Origin of the sequence: Pseudomonas sp. E6002 (genome assembly GCF_013385565.1) — a bacterium.
GTDB lineage: Bacteria > Pseudomonadota > Gammaproteobacteria > Pseudomonadales > Pseudomonadaceae > Aquipseudomonas.
On record NZ_JACAPT010000009.1, the window covers coordinates 749,169 to 764,771 of the forward strand.

General features: G+C 60.3%; 15 protein-coding genes. 10 read left to right on the top strand and 5 right to left on the bottom strand.

What is annotated here, in order from left to right; genetic code table 11:
• Positions 1 to 42 precede the first annotated feature (42 nt).
• Entirely contained in the window at positions 43 to 996 is a 954-nt protein-coding gene (locus tag HX815_RS09750; protein WP_177028122.1) for a homoserine kinase, read from the bottom strand.
• A gap of 56 nt (positions 997 to 1,052) precedes the next feature.
• Entirely contained in the window at positions 1,053 to 1,343 is a 291-nt protein-coding gene (locus HX815_RS09755) for a DUF2782 domain-containing protein (protein ID WP_177028123.1), read from the bottom strand.
• A 74-nt stretch (positions 1,344 to 1,417) separates the two neighbouring features.
• Here HX815_RS09755 and polA point away from each other — a divergent pair, with 74 nt between their 5' ends.
• Positions 1,418 to 4,210, top strand: a complete 2,793-nt coding sequence (gene polA, locus HX815_RS09760; protein ID WP_177028124.1) for a DNA polymerase I — start codon at positions 1,418 to 1,420, stop codon at positions 4,208 to 4,210.
• Between the two features lie 266 nt (positions 4,211 to 4,476).
• Here the strand turns inward: polA and yihA are convergent, their stop codons facing one another.
• Positions 4,477 to 5,118: a ribosome biogenesis GTP-binding protein YihA/YsxC gene (gene yihA / locus HX815_RS09765; RefSeq protein WP_003214811.1), complete on the bottom strand. Its 642-nt coding sequence runs from the start codon at positions 5,116 to 5,118 to the stop codon at positions 4,477 to 4,479.
• 192 nt (positions 5,119 to 5,310) lie between these two features.
• Here yihA and HX815_RS09770 point away from each other — a divergent pair, with 192 nt between their 5' ends.
• The 6 genes from HX815_RS09770 (at position 5,311) to HX815_RS09795 (ending at position 10,930) form a co-directional block, all read left to right on the top strand.
• Entirely contained in the window at positions 5,311 to 5,613 is a 303-nt protein-coding gene (locus tag HX815_RS09770) for a cytochrome c5 family protein (RefSeq protein ID WP_003214809.1), read from the top strand.
• Between the two features lie 33 nt (positions 5,614 to 5,646).
• The gene (locus HX815_RS09775) at positions 5,647 to 6,252 is read left to right on the top strand and encodes a cytochrome c4 (RefSeq protein WP_003214807.1); all 606 of its coding nucleotides are present in this window, start codon (positions 5,647 to 5,649) and stop codon (positions 6,250 to 6,252) included.
• A 169-nt stretch (positions 6,253 to 6,421) separates the two neighbouring features.
• Complete coding sequence (locus HX815_RS09780; RefSeq protein WP_063033700.1) at positions 6,422 to 7,060, top strand: thiol:disulfide interchange protein DsbA/DsbL; 639 nt, start codon at positions 6,422 to 6,424, stop codon at positions 7,058 to 7,060.
• A gap of 10 nt (positions 7,061 to 7,070) precedes the next feature.
• Entirely contained in the window at positions 7,071 to 7,949 is an 879-nt protein-coding gene (locus HX815_RS09785) for an endonuclease/exonuclease/phosphatase family protein (RefSeq protein WP_003214803.1), read from the top strand.
• Positions 7,946 to 10,051: a GGDEF domain-containing protein gene (locus tag HX815_RS09790; protein ID WP_177028125.1), complete on the top strand. Its 2,106-nt coding sequence runs from the start codon at positions 7,946 to 7,948 to the stop codon at positions 10,049 to 10,051. The genes HX815_RS09785 and HX815_RS09790 overlap by 4 nt, the downstream gene beginning before the upstream one ends.
• 102 nt (positions 10,052 to 10,153) lie before the next feature.
• A complete protein-coding gene (locus HX815_RS09795) occupies positions 10,154 to 10,930 on the top strand; it encodes an N-acetylmuramoyl-L-alanine amidase (protein ID WP_003214798.1) in 777 nt (258 codons plus the stop codon).
• A 17-nt stretch (positions 10,931 to 10,947) separates the two neighbouring features.
• Here HX815_RS09795 and HX815_RS09800 read toward each other — a convergent pair whose 3' ends face one another.
• Both HX815_RS09800 and algB read right to left on the bottom strand, forming a co-directional pair.
• On the bottom strand, positions 10,948 to 12,735 hold the full coding sequence (locus HX815_RS09800; RefSeq protein WP_008439641.1) for a KinB sensor domain-containing domain: 1,788 nt from the start codon (positions 12,733 to 12,735) through the stop codon (positions 10,948 to 10,950).
• Between the two features lie 10 nt (positions 12,736 to 12,745).
• Positions 12,746 to 14,092: a sigma-54-dependent response regulator transcription factor AlgB gene (algB, locus tag HX815_RS09805; protein WP_003214793.1), complete on the bottom strand. Its 1,347-nt coding sequence runs from the start codon at positions 14,090 to 14,092 to the stop codon at positions 12,746 to 12,748.
• 392 nt (positions 14,093 to 14,484) lie between these two features.
• Between algB and HX815_RS09810 the strand changes: the two genes are divergently transcribed.
• The 3 genes from HX815_RS09810 to HX815_RS09820 all read left to right on the top strand — a co-directional run bounded on the left by HX815_RS09810 (position 14,485) and on the right by HX815_RS09820 (position 15,481).
• A complete protein-coding gene (locus tag HX815_RS09810; protein WP_087694545.1) occupies positions 14,485 to 14,769 on the top strand; it encodes a hypothetical protein in 285 nt (94 codons plus the stop codon).
• Between the two features lie 77 nt (positions 14,770 to 14,846).
• Complete coding sequence (locus tag HX815_RS09815) at positions 14,847 to 15,011, top strand: DUF1328 domain-containing protein (RefSeq protein WP_003170804.1); 165 nt, start codon at positions 14,847 to 14,849, stop codon at positions 15,009 to 15,011.
• A gap of 2 nt (positions 15,012 to 15,013) precedes the next feature.
• Complete coding sequence (locus tag HX815_RS09820) at positions 15,014 to 15,481, top strand: inhibitor of vertebrate lysozyme family protein (RefSeq protein ID WP_177028126.1); 468 nt, start codon at positions 15,014 to 15,016, stop codon at positions 15,479 to 15,481.
• The last annotated feature ends 122 nt before the right edge of the window (positions 15,482 to 15,603 follow it).

The following is a 15,603-nucleotide window of genomic DNA, read 5'->3' on the forward strand; positions in this document are numbered from 1 at the left end:
TCGCGAGCAAGCCCGCTCCCACATTTTGATCGCGTACGATCTTTACAGCGCGAACGGCAGCGGGGTCTTGACCTGCTGGCGTTGCGCCAGGCGCACCTGAAACTCGCGCGGGTCGTGAATCAGCACGTCCTGCCCGGCGAACGATTCAGCCGCAATCAGGCGTGACAGCCAGAACCGCACACAGGCCACACGCAGCATGGTCGGCCACAGCTCTGCTTCCTTGGCGGTGAACGGCCGCAAGCCCGCATAAGCCCCCAGCAACGCCCGTGCCCGTTGGCCGTCGATCACGCCGTCGGCGTCCGAGCACCAGTCGTTCAGGGCGATCGCCACGTCGTACAGCATCGGCCCCGAGCAGGCGTTGTAGAAGTCGATCAGCCCGGTCAGGTGCGTGCCTTCGAACATCGCGTTGTCGCGAAACAGGTCGGCGTGGATATTCGCCCGGGGCAGCGCGAGGATCTGCGCCTTATGCGCCTCGATCTCGTCCAGCGCGGCTTGCAGCAGGCGCTGTTGTTCTGTGTCGAGGTGCGAAATCAGTTGCGCGCCTTCGCTGAGCATCCAGTCCAGCCCGCGATCGGTCTTGCGTTCCAGCACCTTCTCGCCTTGGGTGGCGAGGTGCAGGTGCCCGAGCAATTCGCCCACTTGCACGCAATGCTGGGCGTTGGCGTCCTTGATGTGCTTGCCCGCTAGCCGCGGTTGCAACAGCGCCGGTTTGCCCGCCAACTCGCGCAAGGCCACGCCGTCGATGGTACGCAGGGCGTAAGGCACTGGCAAATCAGCGTCGTGGAGCACGTCCAGCAGTTCGATGAAGAACGGCATTTCCTGCACGGGGCCGCGTTCGACCAGGGTCAGGACAAATTCGCCCTGTTCCAGGCTGATAAAGAAATTGGTGTTTTCACTACCAGCGGCAATCCCCTGGAAATCAAGCAGGCGGCCGAGCCCGTAAGGGGCAAGAAAGGTTTCCAGCTCGGGCCGAGCCAGGGGGGTGAACACAGACATGGTTAAAACTGCCGTTACGGGCGCTGCGGGGAGCAGCGCCGATTAAAGTTAAGAAATCATTTCCATTCGAAGATCTTCCATGACGGGATCAGCATATCCGGCTGGTCAGAGCGGATGAAGTTCGCATCGGTTCCGTCCGCGCGCACCAGGAAGTAAGGCGGAAAGCCTTTCTGGGTCACCTTGATCGCGTACAGGAAACCATTCTGGCGGTATTCCTGAATGGTCTTGTCGCCTTCCGTGCGAATGGTGACTTCCGGGTCGCCCGTAGGGGCAGTATCTGCCGCCATGGCCACCATCGGAGTGAGTGCAATCAAGCCGGTCAACAACAGGCGATTTACTGTACGCATGATAACCTTGTCCCTTTGTCGTCATTGGTCCGGCTATTCTAGCGCCTGACCCGCCGAAAAGGTTGATCCTGCTCATGAGCCAAGCCCCCCTCGTCCTGGTGGACGGTTCTTCTTACCTGTACCGCGCCTTTCACGCGCTGCCGCCGCTCACCACTTCCAAAGGCCTGCCTACCGGCGCGGTCAAGGGCGTGTTGAACATGCTCAAAAGCCTGCGCAGGCAATACCCGAACAGCCCGTTCGCGGTAGTGTTCGACGCCAAGGGCGGGACATTTCGCGATGAGCTGTACGCCGAATACAAGGCCAACCGCGCAAGCATGCCCGATGACATGCGCGTGCAGATCGAGCCGCTGCACCAGAGCGTGATCGCCCTGGGCTTCCCGCTGCTGTGCGTCGAAGGCGTCGAAGCGGACGACGTGATCGGCACCCTGGCCCGCAGCAGCGCGGCCGCCGACCGTCCGGTGGTGATTTCCACCGGCGACAAGGACATGGCGCAGCTGGTCGACGGGCACATTACCTTGGTCAACACCATGACCGGAAGCGCCATGGACGTTGAGGGCGTGAAGGAGAAATTCGGTGTCGCTCCCGAGCAGATCATCGATTACCTGGCGTTGATGGGCGATTCGTCCGACAACATCCCGGGCGTTCCGGGCATTGGTCCGAAGACGGCTTCCGGCCTGTTGGTTGGTGTAAATGGCGGTTTGAAAGAGCTCTACGAGCAGCTCGATATCGTGCCGACCTTGCCGATTCGTGGTGCCAAGACCCTGGTTGCCAAACTGGAAGAGCATAAGGCGAGTGCGTTCCTGTCCTACGAGCTGGCAACGATCAAGATCGACGTGCCGCTGGACGTGGGCCTGGATGATTTGCACCTGATCGAGCCGGATCGCGAGAAGCTGCTGGAGCTGTATACGCTGCTGGAGTTCAAGAGCTGGATTGACGAGATTCAACGCGATGCCAAGCGCGTCGAGTTGAGCGCTGCTCCTTCGGCCGCGGTCGCCGAGGAAGCGGTTGAGGTGGTCGCGCCGGTTTCTGTGGAGCCGGTGTACGAAACCATCCTCACCCAGGCCCAGTTCGATGTCTGGCTGAAGAAGCTCAACGACGCCAAGCTGTTCGCCTTTGATACCGAGACCACCGGGATCGACGCCCAGAAAGCGCAACTGGTGGGTGTGTCGTTTGCCGTGCAGGCCCATGAAGCAGCCTACATTCCGCTGACCCACTCCTACATCGGCGCGCCGGAACAGCTGGATCGGGACACCGTGCTGCTGGCCCTGAAGCCGTTGCTCGAAGACCCGGAAAAACTCAAGGTCGGCCAGCACGCCAAGTTCGACATGAACATCCTGGCCAACTGCGCCATCGGTGGTGACCCGGCACTCGGCATCACCGTGCGCGGCATTGCCTTCGACACCATGCTTGAATCCTATGTGCTGAACTCCGTGGCGACGCGCCATGACATGGACAGCCTGGCGAAGAAGTACCTGGGCCACGACACCGTCAGCTTCCAGGACATCGCCGGCAAAGGCGCCAAGCAGCTGACCTTTGACCAGATTGCCCTGGAGCAAGCCGGCCCTTACGCGGCGGAAGACGCGGATGTGACCCTGCGTTTGCACCAGGAACTGCACAAGCAGCTTGCCGCTATTCCTACCCTGGCCAGCGTATTGTCCGACATCGAGATGCCGCTGGTGCCCGTGCTGGCGCGCATTGAGCGTCAGGGCGCCCTGGTGGATGCCGCCTTGCTGGGCATCCAGAGCATCGAGCTGGGCAACAAGATGGTCGACCTCGAGCGCCAGGCGTATGAGATCGCCGGCGAGGAATTCAACCTGGGCTCGCCCAAGCAGTTGGGCGCGATTCTCTACGAGAAACTCGGGCTGCCGGTGTTGAAGAAGACCGGCAAGGGCCAGGCCTCGACGGCCGAGGAAGTCTTGGCCAAATTGGCTGAAGACGACTACCCACTGCCGAAAGTGCTGATGCAGTACCGCAGCATGAGCAAGTTGAAAAGCACCTACACCGACCGTTTGCCGGAGCAGATCAACCCGCGCACCGGTCGCGTGCACACGTCCTATCACCAGGCCGTAGCAGCAACCGGGCGCCTGTCCTCCAGCGATCCAAACCTGCAGAACATTCCGGTGCGTACCGCTGAAGGCCGGCGTATCCGCCAGGCATTTGTCGCGCCCAAGGGCTACAAGCTGCTGGCGGCGGACTACTCGCAGATCGAGCTGCGCATCATGGCGCATTTGTCCAAGGACGAAGGCTTGCTGAATGCGTTCCGCGACGACCTGGACGTGCACACCGCCACGGCGGCCGAAGTGTTCAAGGTTGAGTTGACCGAGGTCACGTCCAATCAGCGTCGCAGTGCCAAGGCGATCAACTTTGGCCTGATCTACGGCATGGGCGCCCAGAAGCTGGGCAAGGACATCGGCGTCGACACCAAGACCGCCAAGGCTTATATCGATGTGTACTTCGCCCGTTACCCGGGGGTGCGCGAGTACATGGAGCGCACCCGTGCCCAGGCGGCTGATCAGGGTTATGTGGAAACCCTGTTCGGGCGCCGCCTGTACCTGCCGGAGATCAATTCCAACAAGCCTCAGGAGCGTGCTGGCGCCGAGCGTACGGCAATCAACGCGCCGATGCAGGGCACTGCGGCCGATATCATCAAGAAGGCCATGGTCAAGGTCGACAACTGGCTGACGGACTCGGGCCTGGACGCCAAGGTCATCCTTCAAGTGCACGATGAATTGGTGCTGGAGGTGCGTGAGGATCTGGTGGCTGAAGTCAGCGCGAGGATTCGTGAACACATGAGCGAGGCGGCAAAGCTGGATGTGCCGCTGGTGGTAGACGTCGGCGTGGGCGACAACTGGGACGAAGCGCACTAAGCCTGGGGCCTGGGCCGCGGCATCATGCCGCGGCAGCGCTTTAGATCGGAAAACGCGGCGGGTTATTTCCAATAGTTTTTTGAACGTGCCGGAACTTAACCCGTGAATTGCTACTCAGAGTTACTGAATGGGTGGTGAAGCCCTTCAATGCTCCTATGTTGTGTTAAGTGTTGGCAGATATCTGGACCCCGCCCTAGCGGTCCGGAACTTGGACCCCGAACTTCCCCTCCCCATACGAAGTCCGGGGTTTTTTTTGCCCCGAGTTTTTACTCGGCGGCTTCCGAACCCTTGTCAGCCAGTTCCATCCAGCCTGCCAATACAGTGTAGGCATCTTCCAGCCCCATGCGTTTTGGCGCCGAGAACAACTGGATAGTCACCGCATCACCCCAACCCTTTCGGATTTCTGCCTGCACTTTGAGCAGGGTGTTTTTCGCTGCGCCGTAGGTCAATTTGTCGGCCTTGGTCAGCAGGACGTGCATCGGCATGCCGCTGGCGACGGCCCAATCGAGCATCAACAGGTCGAAGTCGGTCATTGGATGACGGATGTCCATCATCAGAATCAAACCCTTCAAACTCTCCCGGCCACCCAGATACGCTTCGAGGTGACGCTGCCAGTGCAGCTTCAGCGGGATAGGTACTTTTGCATAACCGTAGCCCGGCAGGTCGACCAGACGCCGATCATCGTCTAGCTTGAAGAAGTTGAGGAGCTGTGTGCGCCCCGGGGTTTTCGAGGTGCGGGCCAGGCTGGCGTGGGTCAGGGTGTTCAGCGCGCTGGATTTGCCGGCGTTGGAACGGCCGGCGAATGCGACTTCGAAGCCTTCGTCATCGGGGCATTGGTCGACTTTGGCGGCGCTGAGCATGAAGGTGGACTGTTGGCACAGGCCGAGGATGGGATTCTTGAGTTGCATGAGTTTTCCGATGTGGGCGGTGCCGGGAATAGGTGCGGCAAGCGGTGTCGTTTCCGTTTCAGTAGCGCCAGTATATAATGCCGCAGATTTTGTGTGTGCTTTGTCCCAGCGAAGGATGAAGTTCACGGGAGCGATAGACCTTTATTGCGCATTAGAACGCAAAACGCTCTCAAACCCTGAAAAGGTCGATGTATGACCAAATGGCTGCTGGCCTTCGGTTTCTTGATGCCACTTTACAGTGCGCAGGCTACACAGGAACCGGAGGCTGTGTACAACCGCTTTTGCGGGGCCTGCCATGCCGGACAGCTGCCCAACGCCCCTGGACGGGGTGACCAGGCAGCCTGGAAGCCAAGATTGGCTCAAGGTATGGACACGCTGGTGCAACACGTGACCCAGGGTTTCAAGGCGATGCCGCCGCGTGGTTTGTGCATGGACTGCAGTACCGAGGATTACCATGCCGTCATTCAGTTGATGGTGAGTGAACCCGGTCCATAACTCTTTAACCCTTAGCCGTAGTTGGATTAGCTGATGAACAAACTGATCGTGAGTCTGCTGTTGACCCTGGGCATCACCGGTGTTGCCCATGCCGCAGGCGACGCCACTGCTGGCCAGGCGAAAGCCGCCGTATGTGGTGCTTGCCATGGACCGGACGGTAATAGCCCGGCGCCTAACTTTCCAAAACTGGCCGGCCAGGGTGAGCGTTACCTGACCAAGCAGATGCACGACATCAAGGACGGCAAGCGTACGGTCCTGGAAATGACCGGCTTGTTGACCAACCTCAGCGATCAGGACCTGGCGGATATCGCGGCGTATTTTGCCAGCCAGAAAGGCAGTGTGGGAGCTGCTGATCCGAAACTGGTGGCCCGCGGTGAAGAATTGTTCCGCGGCGGCAACCTGGAAAAAGGCATGCCTTCCTGCCTCGGCTGCCACTCGCCTAACGGCGCAGGCCTTGCTGCCGCTGGCTTCCCGCACTTGAGCGGCCAGCATGCCCAGTACATCGGCAAACAGCTGACAGACTTCCGCGAAGGCAATCGCACCAACGACGGCGATACCAAGATCATGCAGAGCATCGCCGCGAAACTCAGCAACAAGGACATCGAAGCCGTGTCCCAATACATCCAGGGCCTGCACTAAGTGCCCCGGCTACGTTAACGCTCGATTAATCCGTCGATGCAAGCATAAAAAGGGTGGCCCAGGCTGCCCTTTTTTGTGGCCGGTGCCGTTACACTAACGAACTCATGCCCGCGTAGACCTGTCACAACAAAGGTCGCGTGAGGCGACTTTATTTGTCCAGGAGTAAAGCATGCGTAATCTGATCCTCAGCGCCGCTCTCGTCACTGCCAGCCTTTTCGGCATGACCGCACAAGCTGCCGATAATGTGCCGCTTGAAGCCGGTAAAACCTACGTTGAGCTGGCCAATCCTGTGCCGGTTTCCGTACCGGGCAAGATCGAAGTGGTGGAGCTGTTCTGGTATGGCTGCCCGCATTGCTACGCTTTTGAGCCAGTCATCAATCCGTGGGTCGATAAGCTGCCTCAGGACGTGAACTTCAAACGTATTCCTGCCCTGTTCGGCGGCCCATGGGACGCCCACGGCCAGCTGTTCATTACCCTGGACACCATGGGTGTAGAACACAAGGTTCACGCGGCTGTCTTCAATGCCATCCAGAAAGAAGGCAAGCGCCTTGTGAAGCCTGAAGACATGGCCGATTTCGTCGCCACCCAAGGCGTCGACAAAACCAAGTTCCTGGAGACATTCAACTCGTTCGCTGTGAAGGGCAAGATGGCCCAATACAAGGAACTGGCCCAGAAATACGGCGTGCAAGGCGTACCGACGCTGATCGTCAACGGCAAATACCGCTTTGACATCGGCAGTGCCGGCGGCGAAGAGCAGGCGCTGAACGTGGCCGACCAATTGATCGCCAAAGAGCGCGCAGCCAAGTAAGGGGCCCGTCATGCGTCGCTGGGGTACTGAACGTGTCGTTGGCCTGCATGACCCGAAGGTCAACGAACATCACCTGGAATCCACGGGCCTGCCGGCTGACAGTCGGTTGCGCCTGCTCAGTTTCAATATCCAGGTGGGTATCAGTACCGAGAAATACCGGCATTACCTGACCCGTGGCTGGCAGCACCTGCTGCCCCACAATGGGCGTGCCGGCAATCTGCAAAAGATCGGCGACCTGCTGGGTGACTTCGACCTGGTAGCCCTGCAGGAGGCCGATGGTGGCAGCCTGCGTTCCGGCTACATCAACCAGGTCGAGCACCTTGCCCAGCTCGGTGCCTTTCCCTACTGGTATCAACAACTCAATCGCAACCTCGGCAAACTCGGCCAGCACAGCAATGGTGTGCTCAGCCGTCTGAAACCGTGGGCGATCGAGGACCACCCGTTGCCTGGCCCGAAAGGCCGCGGTGCAATTCTCGTACGATTCGGCGAAGGGCCGGAAGCATTGGTCGTGGTGATGATGCACCTCGCACTGGGGGCACGAACCCGCACCCTGCAGTTGGCCTACATCCGCGAGTTGATTGGCAACTACAAACACCAGGTGCTGATGGGGGACATGAACACCCACGCCAGCGACCTGCTACAGAATTCCCCGTTGCGCGACCTTGGGTTGCTGGCGCCGCAAGTCGAAGCCACCTTTCCCAGCTGGCGACCGCAACGTTGTCTTGATCACATCCTGCTCAGCCCGACCCTGACACTCGAAAGTGTGCAGGTACTGGCGCAGCCCATCTCCGATCACCTGCCCGTCGCGGTAGAGATTCGTCTGCCGGGTTCGCTCACGGCTGATGCATTGCCCGCGTTGAGCCCCGGCCCTCGCGGACCCCTTGCATGAGCGACGACGCCCAGCGTTGGAAAGAGAAATACCTTAAAAGCGTCGAGCAACAAGAAAAGCTCGAGCGTCGCTGGGCCGCCCGCCTCGACCTGCTGCGCCGTGGGCTGGTGCGCAGCACCCTGGCGGCAGAAGGGACCGACCGGGCGGTTGACCAATGCATGAAGGAAATGCGCGATGTGGTGCGCACCGACGACATGGACGCCGCCCTCGCTGCATTGCTGCCGCGCCTGGAAAAGGCCGTGCTGGATTCGGAGCAGCGCCGCGAAACCCGGGTTGACCAGATCGGCAGCGCGTTGACGGCCCTGGTCACTCAGTTGCAGAAACTGCCCTTGCCACGGGACGTGAGTCGCCCGCTGAAGGCTTTCGCCAAGCAGCTGGACGGTCGGGTTGGCCAGGCGCGGGAGATCCCGCTGTTGCTGAGTGAGCTGAGCGGCCTCCAGGGGCAGGCGTTGAGTAACCTGGAGCCGGAGGGCGAAACCAGCCGTTCGAGCCCGGGGCTGTTGCAGCGTCTGTTTGGCACCAAGGACGCAATCGACACGCCGGAGGTTGAAGCGCCCACGCCATCCCGCCCGGCTTCTCCGGCGCCTGCTGCGCCAAAGCCCAGGCCGGTGGATGAAGTTGAAGCGCCGGCGCAATCGGCGGAACTGGCCCAGGCGCTGCGGGCTTTTGCACCGCAGCCGAAGGTCCCGGCCCCCATCGAGTCGCCCCCTGAGCCGGTATCGCCAGTAGAGGCTACCGACGCTGTCAGCGAAGCAGTGCCTGTTGTTCCGGCCGTCGCGGTCACAGCGCCTGTCGTCGAGGCACCCGCTACGATTATCGAAACGCCAGAACCCGAGCAACCGATCGAAGCGGAGGTTGAGCTCGAGAGTGCTCTTGCCGCCATGGTCGAGGTGCCAGAGGTGCAGGCCCGTGAGTCGGAGCGGACAGAGATCGGCAGTCTTTCCCTGCCCCCGGTCCTGGCCGATGAACCGCAAGAATCGCCCGAGCAGGCAGAGCCGAACCCAGACGAGCTGCTAGCGGATCAAGCCTACGCCCTGCCCGACACCCCCGAGCCGTCTTACAGTTCGGTGGCCAAGCACATCGAAGATACCCTGCTCGGCTTACTGGAAGACCTCTCGCTGCCCGAGCGCCATCGGCCCCAGGCCGAAGCCATGCGTGAGCGCCTGGCCCACGGATTGAACTGGTACGAATTGCTGCCGATCCTCGATGACCTGGCGGTGTTGATGCTGGCGATCACCGACAGCGGCCAGCACGAGTTTGAAGCCTACCTCAAGCAGCTCAACGATCGTCTCGAGGCGTTCCAGGGGCACCTGCAGGTCGCCAGTGACGGCCACGCCGACAGCCGGTCGGCGGCCAGGGAGCTGGATACCCAGATCCGCGAACAAGTGGATGGTTTGCAAACCAGCATGCAGGACGCCGCGGACCTCGACAGCCTCAAGCACGTGCTGGAGAGCCATCTCGAAGGGCTGCTGGGCACCATGGATGAACACCGCCACCAGCGTGACCAGCGCGAACAGGAAGTGGCTGCACGGCTCAAGGGCCTGGCCGAACGGGTCGCCAATATGGAGCAAGAGGCTCAGGGCTACCGTGAACACCTTGAGGTTCAGCGCCAGAAAGCCCTGATCGATCCGCTCACCGGACTACCCAACCGCGCGGCCTGGAGCGAGCGTCTGGAGCAGGAGGTCAACGCCTGGCACCAGCGTGGAAATAACCTGTCACTGGCCATGCTGGACCTCGATCACTTCAAGCGCATCAACGACGGCTATGGTCATCTGGCGGGCGACAAGGTGCTGAAAATCATCGCCACGGTGCTTCGCAAACGCCTGCGGCCGAACGACTTCATCGCGCGTTTTGGCGGTGAAGAGTTTGTGCTGCTGATGCCCAACTCGTCGCTGTCCGATGCGTTGGCGGTGGGCGAAACCCTGCGTGCAGCCATCCAAGCCTGCCCGTTTCACTTCAAGGGCGAGCCGGTGACGATTACGGTGTCCATGGGCATGGCGCAGTTTCAGCCGGGAGAACGCAGTGACCTGGCGCTCAAGCGCGCTGACGAGGCGTTATATCGTGCCAAGGCGGCGGGGCGTAACCAGGTGCAGGCGGCCTGACCGGAAATGTTCCATTTTGTTTAAAACATCGCATTTGGCCGCCTGGCAGCAAACGGTACGTTACACTGTTGCATTATCGTCTTAAGCGTACTATTTGCTGCCATGAAACTTCTGTGTTCTGCCTTTCTGTTTCTCCTGCTCGCCGGTTGCGCGAGCGGCCCTCGCCTGGACACCAGTCATCCGTCGGTGAACCACGACAATCGTGTGCAGTTTGTCGTCGTGCACTACACCTCGGCGTCCCTTGAGCGCTCCCTGGCGCTGTTGACCCATGGCCAGGTCAGCAGTCATTACCTGATCGGTGATGACGCCTCGGCCACCATCTATAAGCTCGTGGATGAAAGCCAGCGCGCCTGGCATGCCGGAGAAAGTGAATGGATGGGCCGCACCTGGCTCAACTCCAGCTCCATCGGGATCGAGATCGTGAACCCGGGTTATCGGGATTTGCCGACGGGCCGCGTCTGGTATCCCTATTCCGAAGCGCAGGTGCAGTCACTGGTGGTGCTGCTCAAGGACATCAGCAAACGCAACGGCATCGACCCGCGAAACATCATCGGCCATAGCGACATTGCCCCGCTGCGCAAGCTGGACCCGGGGCCGTTGTTCCCCTGGAAGCGCCTGGCGGATGAAGGGCTGGGCATGTGGCCGGACGCCAAGGCGGTGGCCCGTTACCAGGTGCAGTACGCAGCCGATCTGCCGAGCATTACCTGGTTCCAGGAAGAGTTGGCGAAGCTGGGCTATCCGACGCCGCAGACGGGCGAGCTGGATGTGGCGACGCGGCATGTGGTGGCCGCGTTCCAGATGCATTTCCGGGCGTCGCTGTTTGATGGGACGCCGGATGCCGAAAGTGCTGCGATCCTGCGGGCGTTGAATCACCAATAACGGTTGGCGCGTTGGTCCTACAGGGGCAACGCCATGTAGAACTGCGTCCCCTGCCCCGGCCGCGAATACACCCCCATGCGGCCACCGTGCAATTGCACGATCTCCTTGCACAGCGCCAGGCCCAGCCCGGCGCCGCCTTTCTTGCGGCCTACCTGCACAAACGGTTCGAAGATTCGTCCCTGCTGGCCGTAGGCAATGCCTTCACCGTTGTCTTCAACGCTGACAATCACCCGTTCGCCATGACGACGCGCCTGCAAGCGGATCTGCCCACCGTCGGCTGTGTGCCGCAGGGCATTGCCCAGCAAATTGTCGAGCACCCTTTCCAGCTGCGCTCGATCGGCATGCAACCTCGGTAGCGGGGATTGTTCCTCAACCAGCAGCTCGATGTTCTGCGCATTCGCCTGCTCCGCGAAGCGGGCGCGGGCATGTTCGAGCAGGTCGCTGATGTCACACGGGCCCAGGGTGAGTTTCTGCAAGCCATTCTGGTAGCGCGAGAAGTTGAGCAAGTCGTTGATCAACTGCATCAGGCGCTGCATTTCCTCGTTGACCGTATCCAGCAGGTCCGCTTCGCGCGACTCCGCAGGAAACTTCGCCCGTTCCCGGAACAAGCCGAAGGCCATGTGCATGCCCGTCACCGGCGTGCGTAATTCATGGGACGCGCGCAACACAAACTCACTGCGTACTCGTTCAAAGGCACGCTGTTCGGTAACGTCATGCAGCACCATCACCGCGCCCAGAATGTGCCCCTGGGTATGGCTGACCGGCGTCAGGCTGTACGTCAGCAGGCGCAGCTCACCCTCAACCTCTACTTCCAGGTCTTCAGGTGCGCGCTCCAGATTGCCGCCGCGCAGTACCAGCTGCAGCTGTTCATCCAGTTCCGGGCGGCCCAGGGCGTCGCCAAGGCCTTGGCCCAGGCGATTCTCGTCCCAGCCGAGTTGACGTTGTGCCACCGGGTTAAGGTGTTCCAGGCGACCCTGGCGGTCGATCATCAGCAGGCCGTCGTCGATGCTGTCGAGCACCGCCTGCAGGCGTTGTTGCCCGGCCAGCAGCTCATCGACATTGGTTGCCTGATGCTGGCGCAACGCCTCGGCCATGATGCCGAAGCGTCGGGTCAGCAGGTTCATTTCCGCTGCGGATGAAATGGGCAGCGTGACTTCGAAGTTGCCCTGGCCGATCTTGTCGGCGGCCTTGGCCAGCGCTTCGATCGGCCCGCCAAAGCGTCGGGCGATACCGTGGGCGGTAACGAAACCGATGATCAGCACCGCCAGGCCGACCAGGCCCAGCAGGCCGGCAATCAGCAGCGCACGTTCACGGGACTTGTGTTCGGTATCGTTGATGTTATCCAGGGCTTTCTTGTGCTCGGCGATCAGGCCGTTGCGCAGGATGTTGAAGCGTTTGGTGAGCTCGTCGTTGTTGCGCAGTTGCGGCGGAGCATTCTCCTTTTCATCGAACGCCTCGAGAAAGCTCAGGTAATTGGTCTTGGCCTGGGTAAAACCGCTGGTTACCGCGTCCTTTTGTTCGTGGTCGATACCTTGCTGCAACAGGGCGAAATAGCGTTGCTTGGAGTCTTCCAGCGCAGCGGTATTCGGCTGTTCATTGAGCATGATCATCAACTGGTCGCCGAGGGTCTGCCGAAGCTTGAGCCCCAGGTCCAATGTGATGAAGTTGCTGCGAATCAACGATTCCTGGGTCTTGGCCATTTGCATGACGCTCACCAACCCCAGCAGCAACCCCAACAGGGCGACGGTGATCAGCGCGGAAATACTCAGGAACAACCGAGTGCGCAGGGTCATCGCAAGCTTCATAGGCTACAGCTCACAGGTTGTATTGTTTGCGTTTGCGATACAGCGTCGACGCATCAATGCCAAGGGTTCGGGCCGCCTGGTCCAGGGTGTCGCTGGTGGCCAGCACGGCGCCGATATGCGCCTTTTCCAGTTCATCCAGGCTCAACGCCGCACCGATACGCGGGGCATTGTTAGTCGGCTGCTCGGCCATGCCGAGGTGGCTGATCTCAACTTTTTCCTGCGGGCAAATGATGCTGGCCCGCTCAACCACGTTGCGCAGCTCACGGATGTTCCCCGGCCAGCGGTAGTTGAGCAGTGCCTCACGGGCTTCATCGCTGAAGCCGCGCGCCGGCCGCGCATATTCCTTCACGAAGCGCGCCAGGAAGCGGTCGGCCAGGGTCAGGATGTCTTCGCTGCGTTCGCGCAGGGGCGGCAGGTGCAAGGTGATGACATTCAGGCGATACAGCAGGTCTTCGCGGAAACGGCCGTCGCGAACCATGTCTTCCAGGTTCAGGTTGGTAGCGGCGAGAATTCGCACATCGGCACGGCGCGTCACCGGGTCGCCGACGCGCTCGTATTCCTTGTCCTGGATAAAGCGCAGCAACTTGGGTTGTAAAGTAAGCGGAAAGTCGCCGATCTCGTCGAGAAACAAGGTGCCGCCATCGGCCTGGTTGACGCGGCCGAGGGTGCTTTCGCTGGCGCCGGTAAACGCACCACGGCTATGACCGAACAACTCGCTTTCCATCAGTTCCGCCGTCAGGGACGGGCAGTTGATGGTGACGCAGGATTTTTTCGCGCGTTTGCTCCAACCGTGGATCGCCCGGGCCAGTTCACCTTTACCGGTGCCGGACTCGCCGAGAATCAGGATGTTGGCATCAGTGCCCGCCACCTGGCGTGCGGTTTCCAGCACCACCATCATCGCCGGGCTATGGGAGTCGAGGCCGTCCTTGGGCTGGCGCACTGCGCCTTCCAGGGCTTCCAGGCGTGCCGAGAGCTGGCGCACTTCCAGCTGCTTGGCCGTGGCCAGGCGCAATTGGTCGGGGCTGCAAGGCTTTACCAGGTAGTCGGCCGCGCCGGCCTGGATCGCATCCACGGCGGTGTCGACGGCCGAGTGGGCCGTGACGATCACCACGCGCATCCACGGCGCCTGGATACGCATTTGCGCCAGTACATCCAGGCCGTTGTCTTCGCCCAGGCGCAGGTCCAGGAAGCACAGGTCAAACACCTGGCGTTGCAACAAGGCATCGGCCTGGGCGGCGCTGTTGGCGGTGGCTACGGTGTAGCCTTCATCTTCCAGGCAGTAACGGAAGGTGCGAAGGATCGCGGATTCGTCATCCACTAAAAGAATGCGGCCTTGAAGTTCCTTGGCTGATTCCATCTGTCCCGCGCTCCCTTAAGAATGAATGATGTTGTTTAGTCCCGGAATAATCGGGCAAGTTGCATGGTTTATTCTGATTGATTAAAGCCGTCACCGCGCAGCTATCTGCGCTTCTTCTTACAAAGACGCCCACAAGAGGCGTTTTTGTCTCCCTCTTGCCACTTCGGCAGTCGAACGTTGCCTTCCTATCCCTTGATCCGACCAGTGACCATCGTGCATTTCGCACGGCAAGGATAGGGGCATCGTGCAGGATGCTCGTGGTGTCAAAGCGCTTTTGTTTTTAACTTGTTGATTTTATTGGGTTTTATTTTGTTAAAAAACTGGCACGCAGGCTGCAATACACCTCATACGAGTTTCATCTACGAATAATCAGAATGCGGGAGAGATACAGCATGACTCGCCAAAGCCTGACCCAACTGCGTGTATCGCCACTGCGCCTGCAACAGGGGCTGTTTGCCAGCCTGGCCCTGATGGTGACCTTGATTGGCGGTCAGCAATTGGCGCATTGGCAGCAGAGTCAGCAGCAAGTCGTGCAGTTTGAACGTCCGATGATGACCCAGACCCATTTCCGCTCCGTCGGCAGCACTGCCGCCGATGTGACAACCCCGCAATTGGCGGCGGTTGAACAGGACTCCACCCTCGGCGACCTGCCATCGCAGGAACGCTGGGTGTTCTAGGCAATACACGGTCCTCCAATCGAGCGACCGCAGGCACTACCGCTGTTACCCCTAAAAGAAGCGTAAGGAGAATCACCATGTTGAGTTGGGCAATCACATTTCTGATCATCGCCATTGTGGCTGCAGTCCTGGGCTTCGGTGGTATCGCGGGCACCGCCACGGGTATCGCCAAGATTCTGTTTGTGGTCTTCCTGGTGATGTTCATCGCTTCCTTCTTCTTTGGCCGTCGTGGCCGAGGCTAAGCATGTTCAACTCGTCCCTTAAAGTCCTGGCTGCCGCCCTGTTGTTGGGCGGCAGCGGCTTGGTGCTGGCTGCCAATGATGGCCAGTCCCGAGCCAACGAACTGTTGAGCGCGAACCCGCAGTATCGCGAGACCTGGCAGAGCGTGGTCAAGAAGGAAGAGCGTCTGCCTGAATGGGTGTTGAACCTTTCGGGCAGTGCTGAACAAATGAATGCCGTTGAAGAGGATGGTGACAAGTACTTGGTCGGGCCGCTCTGTGAAACCGCAGACACATGCCTGAACAAGCGCCTGATCGTCGCTTTCAGCTTCGACAAGGAAGATGCTTACGCGATGTTGGTAGAAGTCCCGGCGGGGCTGCCCGCGGACAAATCGCCAACGCGGCATGCCGACTACCGTTTTCTTGGCAAGCCGGACGAAGGCATGCAAAAGCTGCTGATGGAACAGCTCAAGAAAGATCCGAATTGGTACTAGGTTCGGTCTGACGACGCTGTCGTCTACCGGCTTAACGTCCATAGAAAGAAGCGCCGTGCTTCTTTCTGTTTGCATCGCCCGACAAGGGTGGTGCATGACCAAGGGGCCGGGTTGCTCTGATC